17 protein-coding genes and 1 tRNA gene are annotated in these 18,428 nt (G+C 45.8%); 7 read left to right on the top strand and 11 right to left on the bottom strand.

Going from position 1 to position 18,428, the window contains the following annotated elements; all coding sequences use genetic code 11:
* The first annotated feature begins 247 nt into the window (after positions 1-247).
* Genes Q0101_RS00920 through ychF form a run of 5 tightly spaced genes read left to right on the top strand, consistent with a single transcriptional unit; the run spans position 248 to position 4,194 of the window.
* Positions 248-490: a hypothetical protein gene (locus tag Q0101_RS00920; protein WP_177388948.1), complete on the top strand. Its 243-nt coding sequence runs from the start codon at positions 248-250 to the stop codon at positions 488-490.
* Positions 487-1,035: an adenine phosphoribosyltransferase gene (locus Q0101_RS00915; protein ID WP_297941505.1), complete on the top strand. Its 549-nt coding sequence runs from the start codon at positions 487-489 to the stop codon at positions 1,033-1,035. The genes Q0101_RS00920 and Q0101_RS00915 overlap by 4 nt, the downstream gene beginning before the upstream one ends.
* 2 nt (positions 1,036-1,037) lie before the next feature.
* A complete protein-coding gene (locus Q0101_RS00910; protein ID WP_177388946.1) occupies positions 1,038-1,655 on the top strand; it encodes a DedA family protein in 618 nt (205 codons plus the stop codon).
* A complete protein-coding gene (locus tag Q0101_RS00905; RefSeq protein WP_297941503.1) occupies positions 1,630-3,090 on the top strand; it encodes a leucyl aminopeptidase in 1,461 nt (486 codons plus the stop codon). Before Q0101_RS00910 ends, Q0101_RS00905 begins: the two co-directional genes overlap by 26 nt.
* On the top strand, positions 3,091-4,194 hold the full coding sequence (gene ychF / locus Q0101_RS00900; RefSeq protein WP_297941502.1) for a redox-regulated ATPase YchF: 1,104 nt from the start codon (positions 3,091-3,093) through the stop codon (positions 4,192-4,194).
* Positions 4,195-4,663: 469 nt separating this feature from the next.
* Here ychF and Q0101_RS00895 read toward each other — a convergent pair whose 3' ends face one another.
* Positions 4,664-4,876, bottom strand: coding sequence for a hypothetical protein (locus Q0101_RS00895; RefSeq protein ID WP_297941501.1), 213 nt, complete (start codon positions 4,874-4,876; stop codon positions 4,664-4,666).
* A gap of 49 nt (positions 4,877-4,925) precedes the next feature.
* Here Q0101_RS00895 and Q0101_RS00890 point away from each other — a divergent pair, with 49 nt between their 5' ends.
* A complete protein-coding gene (locus Q0101_RS00890) occupies positions 4,926-5,639 on the top strand; it encodes a hypothetical protein (protein ID WP_297941500.1) in 714 nt (237 codons plus the stop codon).
* A 345-nt stretch (positions 5,640-5,984) separates the two neighbouring features.
* Here the strand turns inward: Q0101_RS00890 and Q0101_RS00885 are convergent, their stop codons facing one another.
* The 10 genes from Q0101_RS00885 to murA all read right to left on the bottom strand — a co-directional run bounded on the left by Q0101_RS00885 (position 5,985) and on the right by murA (position 17,259).
* A complete protein-coding gene (locus Q0101_RS00885; RefSeq protein ID WP_297941534.1) occupies positions 5,985-8,999 on the bottom strand; it encodes a TonB-dependent hemoglobin/transferrin/lactoferrin family receptor in 3,015 nt (1,004 codons plus the stop codon).
* Positions 9,000-9,693: 694 nt separating this feature from the next.
* The gene (locus tag Q0101_RS00880) at positions 9,694-10,281 is read right to left on the bottom strand and encodes a hypothetical protein (RefSeq protein WP_297941499.1); all 588 of its coding nucleotides are present in this window, start codon (positions 10,279-10,281) and stop codon (positions 9,694-9,696) included.
* 313 nt (positions 10,282-10,594) lie between these two features.
* Positions 10,595-11,221, bottom strand: coding sequence for a dTMP kinase (tmk, locus tag Q0101_RS00875; RefSeq protein WP_297941498.1), 627 nt, complete (start codon positions 11,219-11,221; stop codon positions 10,595-10,597).
* A 648-nt stretch (positions 11,222-11,869) separates the two neighbouring features.
* Positions 11,870-12,400, bottom strand: a complete 531-nt coding sequence (locus tag Q0101_RS00870; RefSeq protein WP_297941496.1) for a hypothetical protein — start codon at positions 12,398-12,400, stop codon at positions 11,870-11,872.
* 426 nt (positions 12,401-12,826) lie between these two features.
* On the bottom strand, positions 12,827-13,018 hold the full coding sequence (locus Q0101_RS00865) for a hypothetical protein (protein WP_297941495.1): 192 nt from the start codon (positions 13,016-13,018) through the stop codon (positions 12,827-12,829).
* 71 nt (positions 13,019-13,089) lie between these two features.
* Positions 13,090-13,566, bottom strand: a complete 477-nt coding sequence (gene coaD, locus Q0101_RS00860) for a pantetheine-phosphate adenylyltransferase (RefSeq protein ID WP_297882749.1) — start codon at positions 13,564-13,566, stop codon at positions 13,090-13,092.
* Complete coding sequence (locus tag Q0101_RS00855; RefSeq protein ID WP_297941494.1) at positions 13,566-14,120, bottom strand: UbiX family flavin prenyltransferase; 555 nt, start codon at positions 14,118-14,120, stop codon at positions 13,566-13,568. The genes coaD and Q0101_RS00855 overlap by 1 nt, the downstream gene beginning before the upstream one ends.
* A gap of 76 nt (positions 14,121-14,196) precedes the next feature.
* Positions 14,197-14,271: transfer RNA gene (locus Q0101_RS00850), tRNA-Gly, on the bottom strand.
* Between the two features lie 61 nt (positions 14,272-14,332).
* The gene (locus Q0101_RS00845) at positions 14,333-15,514 is read right to left on the bottom strand and encodes a molybdopterin molybdotransferase MoeA (protein ID WP_297941493.1); all 1,182 of its coding nucleotides are present in this window, start codon (positions 15,512-15,514) and stop codon (positions 14,333-14,335) included.
* Positions 15,515-15,990: 476 nt separating this feature from the next.
* Positions 15,991-17,259, bottom strand: a complete 1,269-nt coding sequence (murA, locus tag Q0101_RS00840; protein WP_297941492.1) for a UDP-N-acetylglucosamine 1-carboxyvinyltransferase — start codon at positions 17,257-17,259, stop codon at positions 15,991-15,993.
* Between the two features lie 125 nt (positions 17,260-17,384).
* Between murA and Q0101_RS00835 the strand changes: the two genes are divergently transcribed.
* Positions 17,385-18,020: an NlpC/P60 family protein gene (locus Q0101_RS00835; RefSeq protein ID WP_297941491.1), complete on the top strand. Its 636-nt coding sequence runs from the start codon at positions 17,385-17,387 to the stop codon at positions 18,018-18,020.
* Positions 18,021-18,428 lie beyond the last annotated feature (408 nt).

The raw sequence follows: 18,428 nt of genomic DNA, 5'->3' as shown, positions 1-18,428 counted from the left end.
AAGATTTTGTCGGTTTGAACCCAGCAATTATAAATTTCAAGGCTACAAATTTCATTTACATGAGCGTTAAGCCAGAAAATATAAATTGCGCTAGCGCAGGTTTAAAAGATGCGAATTTTGCTATTACGAGCGTAAATTTAAAGGAAGGAAATCTTTCTAGCATAGATTTTAAAAGCTTAAATTCTGCCTATTTTAGCGCAACCTCCGCTACTATGCGCTTTGCAAATCCAAATGAAGGAGGCGAGCAATGAGCGTAGCATTAGGCGTTTTAGCGCTATTTTTTGCAGCGCTACTTATTCTATCGATCCGAAAAAATTCTAAAATTTATGCTTTGCTTCGCAAGAGCGAAGAAAGAATTTCAAAGCTTAAAAGCGATAATGAAAAGCTCAAAACTGCCCTTCGCTTCGGCATTGAGGCCCTGCAAAATGAGGAGAGCGAAAACTGTAGCTTAAAAATCCAAAACGCAAGATTGAAAAGAGGTAAGCTATGAAAAATCTAAGCAGCGAGCAAAAAAGCTATTTATTTCGCTCGATCCGCACCGTGCGCGACTTCCCAAAGCCCGGTATTTTGTTTTACGATATCACGACGCTCGTAGGCGATCGCGAGGCGTTTAATTTCCTGCTTGATCATCTAGCCGAGCGCTACGCTGATTACGGACTTGATTACATAGTAGGCATAGAAAGTCGCGGATTTATTTTTGCAGCGGCACTTGCTGCGAGGTTGAGGGTTGCTTTTGTGCCAATTAGAAAGCCAAAGAAGCTTCCTTATATCACGATTTCGCAAAAATACAGCCTTGAATACGGCTTCGATCAGGTCGAGATGCATGTGGATGCATTCTCCGGCGTGCAAGATGCCAAGGTGTTGCTAATCGACGATCTTATCGCCACCGGAGGCACCGCACGAGCGGCATTAGATCTCATCGCGCAGACGCAGGCTAAGTGCGTTGAAGCCTGCTTTTTGCTAAATTTGCGCGAGTTAAACGATCTAGGCGAGTTTTCGCGACGCACAAATGTTTATTGCGTTTTAGAGGCGTGATTTTGGAAGAGCTACTTAAAAATTTATTACAAGAATACCACCAATACGCCTATATCGTGCTTTTTGTTTGGTGTATTTTAGAAGGCGAAATCGCACTGATTTTGGGCGGTATCATGGCGCACGAGGGGCACATAAATTTGCCGCTAGGTATCTTTGTCGCGGGCCTTGGGGCATTTTGCGGCGATCAGTTTTATTTTTATATCGGTCGCTACAATAAAAAATATATCAGTAAAAAGCTCGCGGCACAGCGCCGAAAATTTGCGATCGCGCACCTGCTTTTGCAACGCTACGGCTGGCCGATAATTTTAATGCAGCGCTATATGTATGGCTTCCGCGTCATCATCCCGATGAGTATAGGTATCACTCGCTACAGCGCAAAGAAATTTGCGATTATCAATCTTTTTAGCGCTTGGTGCTGGTCGGGTGCGACGATGGTTTTGGCGTGGTATTTCGGCGAGGAGATCTGGAGCGGGCTGCGGCTAATCGAGCAACACTGGTATTTTGCGATACCTATCATAGGCGGAATTTTATATCTATTTTTTAGGTTATTTAAACGTATGGAAAATCACTTTATGAACTCACGAAAGGAACGAGATGAAAGTAAAACTGCTAGATCGTAAAATTAACGAGATAGAGGCGGATTTTGAAGTTATTTTGGTCGTAGATAAAAATTTAAACCACGAATTTATTAAAGATGCGGATAAGTTTGCGCTTTTTAATTACAAAGGCGAGGGCAATCTTCTTCTTGCCGAGAGCGGGCGGCTGTACATCGGCGTCAAGGCGCTAGAATATGACCGCGTCCGCACAGCACTTGCGAGCGCATACAATGCGCTTAAGGGCTACGCGATCAAAAATTTCAAAATCGCCTTTTACAAATGCGGATGCGACCGCAGAAGTACGATGGCGATGGTCGAGGGCGTGCTTTTGGGCGGTTATGAGTTTAACAAATACAAAAGCGATAAAAAAAACTCCAGCTTGAATGAAATTTTAATCTCTACGCAGGAGTACGGCGGCGGTAGCCCCGACGTGCAAAAGATGAACTACGGCGTGCAGCAGGGCATCGTGATGGCAAACGCCGCAAATTTCGCGCGCGACGGCGTCAATGAGATCCCTGAAATTTACACGCCCGAAAAGATGGCGAGCGAGGCTGAAATTTTAGCCTCGAACTACGACGACGTGAGCGTTAAAATTTACGACGAGGACTTTTTGCGCGAGCAGAATATGAATGCGTTTTTGGCGGTCAATCGCTCTAGCGCTCATCCGCCGCGCCTAATTCATCTGATCTATAAGCCGCAGCGCTGCCTAAAGCGCATCGTTTTCGTGGGCAAAGGGCTTACTTACGACAGCGGCGGGCTAAGTCTGAAGCCTGCCGATTATATGCTTACGATGAAAAGCGATAAAAGCGGCGCACTTGCTGCGATGGGTATCATCAAGGGCGCTGCCGAGCTTGAGCTACCGTTTGAGATACACGCGGTTATCGGCGCTACTGAAAATATGATCGGCGGCGATTCGTATAAACCCGACGACGTGCTGCTTAGCCGCAGCGGCGTAAGTATCGAGGTGCGAAACACCGACGCGGAGGGGCGGCTCGTGCTTGCCGACTGCCTAAGCTACGCGCAGGATCTTGCCCCCGATCTGCTAATCGATATGGCGACGCTAACCGGTGCTTGCGTCGTGGGCTTGGGCGAATACACTAGCGGCATAATGGGAAATAGCGAGGAGCTAAAGCATAAATTTAAAGATCTTAGCGGATCAAGCGGCGAGCTATTTAGCATTTTGGAATTTAACGATTATCTGCGCGAGCTAATCAAAAGCAGTATCGCGGACGTCTCCAACTGCGCTTCCAGCAGATACGGCGGCGCGATAACCGCGGGACTATTTTTGGATAAATTTATCAAAGACGAGTATAAAGACAAGTGGCTGCACCTTGATATCGCAGGGCCTGCGTATCTGGAAAAGGCGTGGGGCTATTACGCAGCGGGCGCGACGGGCGCGGGCGTGAGAGCAAACTTATATTTTTTGCAGGCTCTAGCCAAAGAGCTGAAGGACGCGTAGATGGGGCTGTCAGTAGGGATCGTAGGGCTTCCGAACGTCGGTAAATCCACCACCTTTAACGCGCTTAGCGGCGCGCAAAACGCGCAGGCGCAAAACTATCCATTTTGCACGATCGAGCCCAATAAAGCGGTCGTGCCCGTACCCGATGCCAGATTAGGGAAGCTGGCGGAGATCGTTAAGCCCGGTCGCATCGTGCATTCGACTATTGAGTTTGTAGATATCGCGGGTCTCGTGCGCGGAGCTAGCAAGGGCGAGGGGCTGGGGAATAAATTTCTTTCAAATATCCGCGAGTGCGAGATCATCCTTCATATCGTGCGCTGCTTCGAAAGCGGCGACATAACCCACGTCGAAGGCTGCGTCGATCCTATCCGCGACATCGAGATCATCGAAACCGAGCTGATTTTAGCGGACATCGAGCAGCTTGGCCGCAAGATCGAGCGTCTCAGCAAGGAAGCCAAAGCAAACCAAAAGGGCGCTAAAGAGGCGCTAGCCGTGGCAAACGAGCTTTTAGCGCATCTAAACGACGGTAAGCCCGCTTCAAATTTCGCGCTCAAAGAGGATGAAAGCTACATCGCTTTAAATCGCGAGCTGCGCCTGCTTAGCGCCAAAGATGTAATCTACGGCGCAAATGTGGACGAAGACGGCATCGCGCAGGATAACGAATATGTCGCGCGCGTAAGAGAATACGCGAGTGCTCGCGGCGCCGAAGTGATCAAGCTCTGCGCCAAGATCGAAGAGGAGCTCATAGGGCTAAGCGACGAGGAGACGCACGAGATGCTGCAAAGCCTGGGCGCGCAGCAAAGCGGGCTGGAGCTCATAATCAAGCGCTCCTTTGCGAAGCTCAGCCTCATCAGCTACTTTACCGCAGGCGAGATGGAGGTGCGCGCGTGGACGATCACGAAGGGCTGGAAGGCTCCGAAGGCCGCGAGCGTGATCCACAACGACTTTGAGCGCGGGTTTATCAGAGCCGAGGTGATCGGATTTGATGATTTTATCGCGTGCGGCGGCGAGAGTAGGGCGAAAGAAGCGGGCAAAATGCGCCTTGAGGGCAAGGACTACGTCGTGCAAGACGGCGATGTGATGCATTTTAGATTTAACGTTTAAATTCATTTTAGGTGCATTGAAATTCGGACTGCGCTAGCTTTAAAATTTTGTAAATTTTAGCTCAAACGCGAACTGAACGAAATTTTGATTTTGTGCGTAGCAGCTTTTGGCTGAAATTTGAATCACTAGAACAAAACGAGACTTGTGCGCTAAAACATCGTTAAAATTTCGAGGTCAAATTTAATCGGCTTTGCTTGCGTTAAAATTTTACGCAAGCAAAAAGTTGCACTGCGCTGGATTTGCGCTTAAAACTGCCTGGTAAAATACGTCTAAGAAAAATACTTCCAAAATCGCGCTAAAATTTATATACGACGAAAATTGCGCGTAAATTTAAAGGGTAAAATTTTACTAAGATCTCAAAGCTGTATCTGCGCGCGATAGAATTTGAGTTCTATATTTAAATTTTCGGCTTGTAATTTAATATCTGGCGATTTTTAAATTTTATGATCTTAAATTTAAACATGTTTGTTTAGTATGCGGTGCAAACCGCGCTCGTAAAGCTAACCGTATTAAATTTGCCGCCGATAAGCGCGGCGGAATTTAGTGAAAATTTCAAAATCAAGCTCGCGATTAGTCCATCTTGCCGCACAAAATTCGGAGTCGCGGAATTTTGCCGCGTAGAATTCCGTCGCGCCGTAGAGCTTTGCGGGAAGGATGAGCGGGTTTTTCTAGCGCCGAGCAAACAAAGCGCCTAGTAAGCGGCGCTAAATTTAACTTAATTTTGGAGGATTATGCGAAATAAGCAGCCCTGTATCGAAGGCAGGATAGAAAACTTGCACGTCCGCATCCTTAGGCAGGAGATCGAGACGCTCGTGCTTTTTGAGATAGGCGGCGTTCGCTTTCGTATGCGTTGCAGGTCGTTCTCGTTTAAGCAGGGCGATTTGGTGCGCGTAAAATACTGCAAGCAAGGATATCTAGGCAGCCTCGTCGCCTTGGAAGTCGAGCGCCGGAGAACGCCTTTGGAATATGCCCGCGATTTTGCGTTGAGCTCGTTGGATGCCGCGAAGCGCACGCTATCTTTAGCTTGGGATATTTTGATTACGTTCGGTCTGATTTTTTTCGTCACGACGGTATTTTACGCGATCTATTTTACGTCCGCAAAAGACGTATTCCCAAACCTAGGCGATTTTTTCTACACTTGCGCGGGGCTCGCGCTCGTTGCGATGATAATTCTGGCATACGTTTATGCAATCGTCCGCGCTATTGAAAGGCGCGCACCTCGTTTGACACGGATATTTTTGACATGCACCTACTTTGCTATATTCCTTATGCTTTTTACTGCCGTTTTTATCATCGCGCTTGCGGTATTGCTTTATATTTGCGATATTTTGGGCTTTGGGGATTATTTCTTTTCTTGTTTAGTGCTCGCATTCGTGTGTTCGTATCTGGTTTGCTCTACCTACATGCAAAAACTCTCATCATGGCGCAAGCGTCATAAAAAATAGCGCTACTCCGCCGCATAAATACACAGCGTGGAATTTCATAATTACGTCGCTTTAAATTTTACATAGCAGAATTCTGCACTGCGCTATAAATTTTATGCGCCTAGAAATTTTGAAATTTCGTTTCGCACAAATACGGCAAGCGGCAAAATTCCGCTACGCAAAAAAACCATACCGCTGCAAATTTTACATTTTTAAAATTCCCGTGCTCCTAAGCCTTTGATCGCTCGCCGTTTATTTTAAAGCCGGCGGAAGCTCAAACAAACTAAAGCTCGTTTGAGCCGGGAATTTCGGATAAATTTAAATTTACACACTAGAGTCTAAGCAATCGACCCAATAAGCGACGATTTAAAACGTTATCTCCCAGTTAAATCTAAAATTTCTGCGCGGCGCGTAAAATCTGCCGATACCAGCACCTGTCGCTTGATCGATCATATTGACCGTTCCGAAAGCCCTGATCGAGCGCGCGCTATCCCAAGTGATATATTTGGCGTTGGTTAGATTGTAAACGCCTAGGCCGAAGTTGAAATTTTTTTGCGGCTTCGCATAGGCGATAACATCCACTACCGTATAATTGCTGCTTCGCCAACCTTTGGTATTATCGGTTACGGGCTCTCCGTTTACTATGGAAGCATCGATATGCCCCCAGGTTGGATCATCTCTTTCGATTTGGCTCTTCCAATACATATTGTAGGTATCTTTGCGCTTCTTGGCTCCTACGTCGGTGATGAAAAGATCAATACCATATTTGTCGCCGGGCGTGGAATAGCCGATATTATAGACGGAAGTAGGCGGTTGGATCGCATTCATCGGCACCTCTTCGCCCCTGCTACATCCGGAGTTTGAATCATTGGCGTTTGAGCCGTTGCTGGCGCACGACATTCTGCCCTTTTGTCTGCTGTATTTATATCCCAGCCTAAATCCCTCCAGGCTCTCCGATACATCGCCGAGCTCCAGATGGGTATTTATCTCAAATCCATGTACTTTGGCGCTATCTCGGTTTACGTTTTGATAAAACGGATACGGTATCTGTTGATCTACGACTTGTAAATTTCCCAAAAATTCAAGATCGATAAAATTTTTATAATCCGTCTTAAAAACATCAAAAGTTATGCGGCTTCTCTCGCTATAAAAGGTAAGAGCGATCTCTTTCGTCCTTGCGATTTCTGGTTCTAAAAATATATTAGGACGGATAGAAAAGTCCGGATGCTTAAAAGTCATATACGCTTCGTCTGATGTCGGAGCGCGGAAACCCTTAGAACTTTTTAGCTGTATTCTCATCCAATCCAGTGGGTCTAAATTTAGACCTAGTTTATATGAGCCGCTTTTGTATTCCTTCTCTCTTAGCAGGAATTTTAAATTTTGCTGATAATTTTCCTCTCCATAAGGAGTGTAGTAACCATGTATTCCGTCATAGGGGTTGTAAGGATACGGCACCCACAAACCGGTTATGATGCCTCTGGGCACTTCGGGATAGCCGGTATATTTCGGTTTATGTTTTACCTTGTCGTAGCGATAGCCAAGATCAAAGCCTACATATTTAGTTATTTGAATTTCATCCCCGATATAGCTTGCCGTAGTCGTAGTTTGTACCGGGATCAGATAGGTGTTAACCGCCGTAGTATTGCTTCTTAGATTGCCATTCATATGCCAATCTGGATTTGGCACATTATTTACATTACCGAAAAATATACTATCCCACCATTGTGAATCGCCTGCATAAAACCCGTCTTTGTTCGTCATCGATTTATCGGTCTTATCTAAAAGTCCGCCGTATGATATGGAATTATCGATGATGTTAAATAGGCTAAGCTCTTTCTCAAAATCCAAATTTAATTGTTGCGTTTCGGTATCCAGCGTCCTATCGGTATATTGTATGGAATTATAGCCGTCCTTTCCTGGAGTTAAAAAAGATAATTTATGGTATTTTGTTCCATCATCTGCATCGCTAGAATCTCTTTTTATGGTTCCGTAAGTTCTTCCGTCGGCAAGGGTATGTTTTTCGATCTCTCTTTCTACGAGCTCATAATTATAATTATAAGTATCTCCGTCGAATGTTTCTTTTAATACTTTAAATTTTTTATTGCAATCTATTTTAGAGCAATCCACATAAGTTGAATGATAAACTTCTCCCCACAGGTCAAGTGCGGATCCAAGATGTGCTTTATAATCGTCGTTAAGCCTAAGTACATTACCCGAACCATCTCTTACGATATAAGCTTCCTCTGCTACATCCCCAGGATCGACGCTTATAGGTCTATTATTTTTATCTACTAGATTATGTGTGCCGGAGCTCGAGTCTAAATGCATTCCCGATGGATTTTGTGTTTGCTGGCAGGCGCTTCCTTGGCAGCCTTCTTTATTTATCGCACGGTTTTTAATACTCTGCTTTGAGTATGAAATTTTAACGTGATCCCAAAATGGCGTCTCGCTAAAATTTTCATAGCCGAGCTGTACATTTCTTCTGGTAGAGCTATCGTGGTTTGTCCTATTTCCATATCGTTCTGGAGCATCTGGACGGCTACCCATTCTTAACGTATAAGAAAGATCCTCGCCGTCAGAATTTTGCTTCGAGTCATCTATCGCGACCGAAAATCTATTCTCATCGCCCGGCTGAAACCCTACCTTTACGAGCGTGCTTTTTTTGGTTATGGTGTATGGGTCCGCCTTTTCGCGAGTTTTACCTATGTGAAGTTTATCCTCTTTACTATCATATATGTCGTAGAAATAGTTTTTTCTTTCATGTCCGTGTCTATCGGTATTTATAACCAAAAGATCAAACCAGCCGTATCTAGCCGCACCGGTAAAGAAGTGGAAATTTTGACTATCGACGCTTTGATAGCCCTGCTTAAAGCCGAAATGGTAATTCTTTTCTGTCAAGAAATCCCTAGCGTCTTTGGTTTCAAACATAACCGATCCGCCGAGTGCACCGCTTCCTGCTTTTATAGAGTCGGCTCCTTTGGTGATATTGGCCGTTTTGACATTTTCCATCTCTACGCCGTTTCTTGTGTTGTTAAAATTTCCATACCCCTCAAAGAGGTCTTTAAAGCCTTGCGAGCTTAAAGTTTCCGCTTGACGAAGCCCGTCCACCGTGATAGCCACACGGTTTTCGTCCACGCCGCGAACGGCATATCCGCTAGCGCCGAATCTACCCGTTTCGACCGCCGTGATACCCGTTTGGTATCGCACCAAGTCTCTGCTATCAGTGATCTGCTGCTTCTTGATAGTCTGCGCGGTAGTTTTAGTTTCGCCGACCTTTTGCTCGGCTACGCTTTGCGAATCGACATTGCCCGTTACCTGGATGGTTCCTAATTCTTGCGAATTTGCCTGGTCTTCCGCGTAAAGCGAGCCATAAAAGAGCAGCGAGGCATAGAGAGAGAGAGAGAGAGAATCTTCTAAACATTCATATTTCCTTACTTAATGATTATAGAATTGATTATTAACGCGGCGAATAATAATACAAAGATTTTTAATGTTTAATTAAATTGCAGTTTAAATTCAAGTATAAATTTTAAATGGCTAAAATTTTGATTTTTAAGAAGTAAAAAATTTTGAATAGTCAAGAAATGCGTAATAGGCGTATTTTAAGCTTTAATATAGCCTAAATTTTGCAAAGCGTTTTTGAAACGGCTAGCAAAAATACTGAAAATTATAAAAGGGCGAATGATAATAAAGCGCATTTTATAATATGTAACGCGCTTTTTTAATTATGATATTTTTGCCGGTAATTTTAAAATTTTATACCCAATCGCTGCATTGTAAATTTATCATTTTATAGATTGTCGCCTCTCGGGATTTGTTAGCAGATTTATTTATCGGTGCCGGAATAGGGCATAAATTTTTGCCGGGTAGAATTTCACGCTGCGCTATAAATTTTATGCGCCGCGAAATTTTGAAATTTTGTTTTCCACAAATACGGCGAGCGGTAAAATTCTATCTTGCAAATAAATCATATCGCTATGCTGCGGGCATTGATAATTTACTCGTTTATTCCGCCAAATTAACTCATGCCGCCATAAATTTTATGTTTTAAAATTTCACGCCGAATCTTTCGCGGCTAAAAAATACCCCGCAGAGCCGCTGTACCCTCTACATGTCTGTACGGCAAGAAATAATGCACGAAGTTTGTGCAAGCGCCCCCAGACACGCATATTTCGGCGCTCAGTCTGTGTCTGACATGCGTAGAATCAAGACCCGGTATCTCTAATATGCCGCTTTTGTAACCGCTGTAGCCCATTTCTAGCGGCACCTCTAGCTCATCCTTTTCAAACACGATGCGCCCGCTTTGCACTTGCTCGAGTTTGATATTTTTCAGCACGATTCCAGGCGCGCTCACGTGGTCAAATTTTATACTTAGTTCATATGGGGCGCCGGTGGAATTATCGTCCGAGAAGTCGGGCTTCGGCTCGCGATCATCGCGCCATAATCGTCCGCCGATAGCGGTAGCTCTTAAGCTAGCGCTGATGCTAAAATCCTTAAGATCCAGCGAAGCGCTGCTAAAATCGCGGATGAGCGTCCAGGCCACGACGGTGCGGCCGAAAAATTTATCCGCGATAATATAGCTACCCAAAAGCGAGCTTATGACCACCCAAAATAGAAATATAAATTTAAAAACCTTGCGTAAAACGAACTTTAACGTCTTCATCATTATCCTTTCAATCTAAAGCTTAAGCGGAATTCCGCCTGCAATCCGCGTATAAAAATTCCGCGCGGGATTTCGCTTATGAAATTTCGCGCTTTTTGGTCTGCGGCGGAATTTTAAGACAGAATTCTGTGGCGAAATTTTGCTGCGAAATTATAAAACAAATTCCGCCCATGAAATTTTACCTAGAACCACGCCAGTAAAATTCCATAAACGAAATTCGAAGATGAAATTTTATGGGCGAAATTACATAGCTAAAATTTCACGGCAGAGCCCAGAAATTCTTTCCCGCGGCAAAATTCCACGCCTTAAAATTTCAAGAAAGTATAAAATTTCTTATCTGATCGCAGATCGCTTCTTCGGATTGTGCGGCGTCGATTTTTAGGGTCTCAACGCCACACGCCCTGCATGCCCGCGCCATCAGCTCCTGCACGCGCATTAGGTATTTTAGCCCGCGAGCCTCGATTATATCGCTACTAGCGCGCGTTTTAAGCCGTTTTTTGACGAGCTGTTCGTCCGCCGAAAATAGCACGATTTTATCTGCAAATTTGCCCCCCAGCGCAAATTTATTAAGCGCGATGAGTTCGTTAAGATCCGCGTTTTCGTCGTTTGCCAGCGCATAGGCAAGCCCCGAGATGAAGCCGCGATCGCTTAGCACGAGCCTGTCCGCGCTGCCCTTTATCACGCGCTCGTAGTGCTCGGCGCGGTCTGCGAGAAACAAAAGCAGCTCGGCGCGCTTTGAAATTTCGCCGCAGGCCTCGCGCAGATTTACGTTGCCGCGCGGCCACTTAAAATCCTCTCCCAAAACGAGGCTTCGCACCGCCTCGCCGAGCTTCGTACCGCCCGGCTCCTTGGTCACGATCGCCTGCGGGAAAGTCGCCGCCAGTCGCGCTATCTGCGTGCTTTTGCCCACGCCGTCGATACCTTCGAATATTACATACATTTTTCGCCTTTAAATTTGTGCGCTATTTTACAAATTTATAGCTAAATAGCGGCTTTTTTAAATAGCCGGACGCTAAATTTCGCCTCCAAATCGGGCTTCTGCGCGAGCTTGTGCAAGCCGATTTTGATCTTTCGGCGTAAAATTTTATCGGGCGCTTCGTTGCTCGGCTCCTGCTTTTTGCAGCACGGCTCGCGGTTAAATTTTAGCGCTCGGACGGATGAGCCGCATAACAGTGAGCGAGTAAATTTGCGCTTAAGGGGCGCGTACCGAGCGGAGAAGGGCGTTAGACGGGACATGGCGCGCGTCATGCGAGGTGGAAACGGAGCGGGGTATGCGCCCGGCAGAACAACGGGCGCTAGATAAACGAAAGGCGGCGCGTCGGTGAAGAAGGCGGTGCGAGGTATCGTATGTTTTTTAGTAAAAACAGATAGCGCGTCTGGAAGGCATCGAGCGCCGTATAAAGCATGGCATATTGTCCGATAACGCAATAGATGCGGCGACGGGCGGACGCCGCGTGCGATGACAAAATATAAAATCGTGGCGCCGATAAAATTTTTAGCCGCCGCAGATCATGAAATTTTGCCGCAATGAGCGAAGGCGCAAAGCTCGTCCTGTGCGCCGAAAGATGAAATTTTAAATTTTATCCTTTTACGCTAGCTTGGGATTTATCGCTATGAAATTTTTCTGCAGATTGCCAAGATCGCAATCGGTAGCCGTGATCGTAAAATCCTCCGTCATATCGAGCGCAAATTCGCCAAGATCTGCTTTAAGCTGCTTCACGCACCCCCAAATAAGCTTTTTAGCCTGCGCATATTTATCGTTTAGTTGCGTTTCCTGATTGAAAAGATCGAAAATTTTCGTCGTTTCGTAGTCTGCTTCGACCTCGGCTCGAAACTCGTAATCAGGAACGAGCCAAAGAAGCCAGCCATCCTTTCGTGCAAGCCACTGTGCGCGCTGTGCTTGCGATCCGAATCCGATAATTGGCGGCAAACTCCTATTGTCGCAAGCTAAATTTATGCAGTAGAGCTTGCAGTCTGACGCATGCTTTTTGATCGTCTCTTTAATCGCGGGCAGTAGTCTTTGCGCGGCGAGCTCATAGAGCTTTTTATAGCTCATATCCTTATCAGGCTTTTGATAGCGCACATAACCATTTTCGGTTATTAAGCTTAGCTCGCCCATTGCGTCAAATTCATAGTTTGTTACGTTATTCCTTCTGCCTGCGCGAGAGTGCTCTACATACTTCCGTCTTTGTGCGAGTTTGCCGCCTTCGTAAGTAAAATTTTCTATCCCATAGGCGTTATTGTCAAAGGCCGAGTAGATGGACTTTAGCTCGCCATTTTCATAGATAAATCTTTTTATATTGAAGCATCCTACGCATCTTTTATTGTAGCAACCGAAATGATATTTTAAAACTTCGTCCCGCCCCCAAAAATAAAGGCTTTCAAAGAAATGTTTTTTGCCGTCATGTTGTCTTTCAAAAACGACGCGGTCTTGCGCGTCAAAGCCGTATTCGTAGGCGTTTACGATCTTTTTCGGTTTAGCTTTTAAAATTTTGCCCTTTGAGAAGCGGTTATATTCGAAATAAAAGATTTAAAGTTTGTTTGACTATAGTTCACCGCTCGTCTTTGAGAAGCGGTTATATTCGAAATAAAAGGGCTCTAAATTGATATAGCTACCCGACGCCCAGCGCCTGCTTATGGCCTGCGCTTCGGCTATTTTATTTAAGGCTTTGTATTCATCTCTCACGCTTTTTAAAAACGTTCGCAGTCTTTCTATCTCATCCATTGCTTCGTTCATTTTATCTCCCATGCAGCTTCAAATTTTAAATTTAGCCGCGCCTGCGGGCTAAATTTCAGTCGCTTGCAAGCTCATTTTTTTAAAAATTTTAAAATTTCGCTTGGCACCAGGTGCGAAACATCGCCGCCGTGGCTTAAAACGGAGCGGACGATCGAGCTTGAGATGAAGGCGTTTTTGAGCGTCGGCATCAAATACACGCTCTCAAATTCCTCCCATAGCGAGGCGTTTGCATAGCCGATCTGCAGCTCGTACTCAAAGTCGCTAACCGCGCGAAGCCCGCGGATTACGAAGCGCACACCGCAAGATTTAGCAAAATCCACGAGCAGATTATCAAAGCTTTGCACACTTATGCCGCGAAGCCCGCGCGTCGCGGCTCGCGCCATCTCTAGTCTGGATTTTAGGCTGAAGTAGGGCTTTTTGCTCTCGTTTAGCGCGACTGCGACGATGACTTCATCAAAAAGCCCCAGCGCGCGCTTGATGACGTCCAAATGGCCGTTCGTGATAGGATCGAAAGTGCCCGGATAGATACATTTTCTTGAGTTTTGCATTATTGCCACCTTTTAAATAGCTCGTTTTGCACGCCCAGCGCGTCGCACCACTTGCCGATTATGAAATTTTTTAAATTTTGCACGCCGCAGTAGCCTGCGATCACGGGCGGAGCGATGATGACGCCGAGTGCGGCTAGCTCACTCATCTGACGCAGGCTGATCGCAGAAAGCGGCATCTCACGTACGCCAAGAACCAGCCGCTTGTGCTCTTTTAACGCGACTGCAGCGGCGCGGGTGCTTAAGCTGTCGCAAAGCCCGCCGTAAATTTTAGCCAAAGAGCCAATAGAACAGGGCGCAAAGATTGTGGCGTCAATGCCGAATGAGCCCGAAGCGGGCGGCGCGCCCAGATCGTCGTCGGGATAGAATTTTACGCTCCTAAATTCCGCGGATTTTAAAGCCTCGCCCGCGTCTATGCCGCTTTCGGCGCGCAGGACGCGCCGCGCGCCCTGCGTAAGCACGGCGTGGATTTCATGCGGCGAGCTGGCAAGAAATTTAAGCAGATCAAGTCCGATCTCGCAGAAACTGGCGCCGCTTACGCAAACTAAAATTTTCATTTCAAGGCTTTCATATCGAAATTTTGTGCTTCAAAAACGAGTGGAACGGAAGGAATTTTAAAATTTGAAGTTAAGATGGAGCGGGAAACGAGAGTCGAACTCGCGACATCAACCATGGCAAGGTTGCGCTCTACCACTGAGCTATTCCCGCATGCGGTAAAAATAAAGCGCGATTGTAGCCTATAAATTTTCATTTGTCAATAATTTCTCGCTTAAATTTCATAAATTTTTACGATTTCTCCAGCGCGAACTTTGTCGCATTCGGGATCAGCCAAGAAAAAATGCGATGCCGCAGCCAGCGGTCTGATGCGCCCAGAAGGCGACGGCATAGGCGTAAAAACTCCGCCTTCATATGCGCCTACGGTTAAATTTACTCTGCCGCTTTTTAGCTTCAGATCGCTTGCGAGCTTGGCATAGATCGCCGCTTCTGCGCTAAAAGCCTCGCTTGCGCCGCTAAGCTTAAATAGGATCGGCAGTATGACTGCGCGCGTAAGCACGAAAGCAGCCATTGGATTGCCTGCCATTGCAAAGACGAATTTGCCGTCTTTTGCGAAGCACTTGCTGGGGCGGCCGGGCTTGATATCAATGTGATCGAAAACCTGCAAAAATCCAAGTTCACTCATAGCGCTTTGCATAAAATCCGCCTCCCCGGCACTTGCTCCCCCACTGGTAATTAGCACGTCAAATTTACGCGTAGCAGCGTCTAGCGCCTCGCACACCTCGCTAAAGTCATCCTTTAAAATCCCTAAATACTCGTTTTCAAAGCCGTATTTTTGCAGCAATGCAGCAATACCACTAGAGTTGGCGTTATAAATTTCGCGCTCGCTTGCGCTCTGCCACGGCTCTTTTAGCTCGTTTCCGCTGGAAAATAGGGCGATTTTAGGACGCGCGTAAACGCTTACTTCGTAAATTCCTTGCGCGGCAAGAAGCATGATTTTGGCAGGGTTTAAAATTTCGCCACGGCGCAATAAAAGCTCGCCCGCGCGCACCTCCTCGCCTTTTTTACGAAAGCCGTCGTGGGCATGAACGGAAGCAGGGATTTTTAGAGTTCCACCTTGCACGTCTACATCCTCTAGCCTCGCGACAGAGTCCGCGCCCGCAGGCATTGGCGCGCCAGTCATTATCTTTTGCGCCTGCGCAGCCTTGATTTCATAAAATTTTTCGTCTCCTGCAAAAATCGTAGGCTCTACGATCTTTAGCTCTTCGTCTTTGAAGCCCGCCGCGTAGGCATAGCCGTCAAGCGCCGAATTATCGAAGCAGGGCAGGTTTTTAATCGCAGAAATATCGCTAGAAAGGATGCGGTCTAGAGCGCTGGGAAGAGGTACCTTTTCACTCCGCCCGCTTGATGTGATTCTAGCCGTAGCCAAATCTATAGCCTCATTTATTCCTATCATTTTAAGTCCTTTTTATCATTTTTTACATTTAAAATTCGCACAGTTAATACTTCGCGTGGCCTTAAATTTTATGTTGCGCCGAAGCTTGCAAAGCAAAATTTTACCCAAATAAATACGCGAAATTTTACGGGCTCAATTGCCTTATTTTAATGCGAGCATTGCTTAAAATTTCAGAACGTATCACTAGTAAAATTCCGTGAGCTTGCCGTAGGAATTCCGCCCGCATGCGCTTAAAGAATTCCTCCAAGGCTCGTTCATCAAATCTTACCAAAGCTTGCTACTTAAATTCTTAAGGGACTCATCCTTGAAATTCTACCAAGATTCGCTTTTAAAATTCCGCCACATTTAGTTTTAGCGGTTTTAAATGCATTGCTGCTGATAGAATTTACGTGGCTCTTACGTAGCGTGGCATTTTAAAATGCGTTTCGCGTAAAATTCCGCATCACTTGCTTGCGCAAGATTTTATTCCGAAGTCTTCATTCCTCCAGCCTCTGTATGCCCGCGCCAAGCGCACCAAGCTTAGCTTCCAGCCTCTCATATCCACGATCTAGATGGTAAATTCTATGTATTTTGCTCTCGCCGCGCGCCGCAAGGGCGGCTAAAACGAGAGCCGAACTAGCGCGCAGATCGGTCGCCATAACGTCCGCGCCGTTTAGCTTGCCGCCGCTGATCGTCGCGATGTGTCCGTTTAAACGGATATCCGCGCCCATTCTCGAGAGTTCGCTAACGTGCATGAAGCGGTTTTCAAAAAGCCTCTCGTCGATAGTGCTGACGCCCGTGGCTACACACGCCAGTGCCATAAACTGCGCCTGCATATCGGTAGGAAAGCCCGGATATTCGCTCGTGATGATCTCTACGGGTTTGATCTTTGAGGCGGGCAGGATCGTTATCTCGTCGCTGCCGCTTGAAATTTCGAATTTAAAGCCCATATCTTCAAATTTTGCAAGCACGGCGCCAAGATGAGCCGCGCAAGCGTGCGTGATCGTGATGCGGGAGCCCGTGATTGCGCCTGCGCACAGATAGGTGCCCGCCTCGATGCGATCGGGAATGATCGAAATTTCATCCAAGCTTAAAAGCTCGCCGCCGCTTCCTTTGATGAGGATTTCGTTTGTGCCGATGCCCTCTATGTCGATGCCTGCGCTTTTTAATGCGTTGCAAACGGCGATTACTTCGGGCTCTTTCGCCGCGTTTATGATATGCGTGGTACCGCTTGCTAAAGCCGCCGCCATTACGATATTTTCGGTGCCGGTGACGGTAATTTTGTCAAAATTTATAGTCGCGCCCTTAAGCCCCTTTTTTGCGGTGCAAACGACGTAACCTTGCTCGATCTTAACCTCCGCGCCCATCTTTTCAAGCGCGCTAAGGTGTAGATCGATCGGTCTTGCGCCGATCGCGCAGCCCCCCGGAAGGCTTACCTCGCAGTGTCTAAACCGCGCTAAAAGCGGCCCCAGCACCAAGATCGAAGCGCGCATTTTACGCACTATATCGTAGATCGCCTTAGTCGAGTTTATCTCGCGCGGATCGATTTTAGCGGTGTTGGAGTCAAGGAACTCGCACTTTGCGCCTAAATTTGAAAGTAGCTGAATTAGCGTGTGGATATCGGAAACTGCGGGTAAATTTTTAATTACGACTTCGTTTTTTGAAAAGATAGATAGAGCTATGAGCGGCAGTGCTGCGTTTTTTGCGCCGCTTATTTTGACGCTGCCGCTTAGTTTTTTGCCTCCGTTAATTCGTAGATAATGCATGATTTCTCCGTGTAAAATTTAAATAATTATACAGAATTTAGCTTTAAAGTTACCATTTTGTTACCGCCAGGCGCTAAAATTACGCCTAAATTTAACCGTTACATAATTTTATAAGGATTTTTTATATGAAACAACTAATTATCTGCGCTTTGGGTGCGTTTTTGCTGGTCGGTTGCTCCTCAAAGGTCCCGTCTGCCGGCAGCCAGCAAGCGTATGTCTTAAACGATCATGAAGAAGGAATAACTTCGGTGCCGGGAAGCGAGTTTAACCGCCCGCTAATCGCATCTGTAGACGATTACACTGGCACTCGCGCAGGAGGAGACTGCAGCGGATTTATTACCGTGCTAAATGATAAATACGATGATCTATTTTTTAACTCAAAAGATCTGCCGAAATACTTCACAAACGGACGCAAATCCCAAGCAATATATAATTATTACAGCCGTAGAAATTTACTCAGCAATACGCCGCGAGTGGGGGATTTGGTGTTTTTTCAAAACACTTTGCACTCTAACAAAGGCAAGGTCAATAACGAGATCAGCCATATCGGTATCGTGCGCGAGATCTATGCCGACGGTCGCGTGAAATTTGTCCACAATACTCGCGGTAGAAATCAAGCGGACTTCGTAAATTTAAATAAGAAAAACGTCCATGTAGCGGGGCAAAAGATGGAAAATAGCTACATCGTGCGCTGTGGCAAAGACCGCATAAGCTGCCTAGCGTCGAACCGCTTCGCAGGATACGGACGGGTGAATAACTAGAATTTTGAAAATTCTTTCGCCCGTATTTTTTGAAAAATTTCTTATAACTTTTGGAATTTATTAGATTTTATGAAATTTCGTTAGACCTTTTAAAAATTCGCGGCGGTTTAAAAATTCGCGAAGGTTTGATTTATGCTCTAAAATTCCAAGCAAAATTTTGCAGATAATTTAGCTTGGAATTTTAGCTATGACTTGCTTTGTAGAATTTATTAAATTCCTAAAATTCTAATCAAATTTTAGAATTTTATGGTTTTTAAACTCCTGCAGTAAAAACTTATGAATAAAAACTCATTTTGATGCTATCGCGGTAAATTAAATTAGCATTTTTAACGCGTAATTATATATAACAAGCATTTAATAAAATATTACTCTAAAAATTTATTTTGAAATTAATTTGAACTTAAATTT

Origin of the sequence: uncultured Campylobacter sp., assembly GCF_937921625.1 — a bacterium.
GTDB lineage: Bacteria > Campylobacterota > Campylobacteria > Campylobacterales > Campylobacteraceae > Campylobacter_B.
This window is presented reverse-complemented; position numbering and strand designations above follow the sequence as displayed.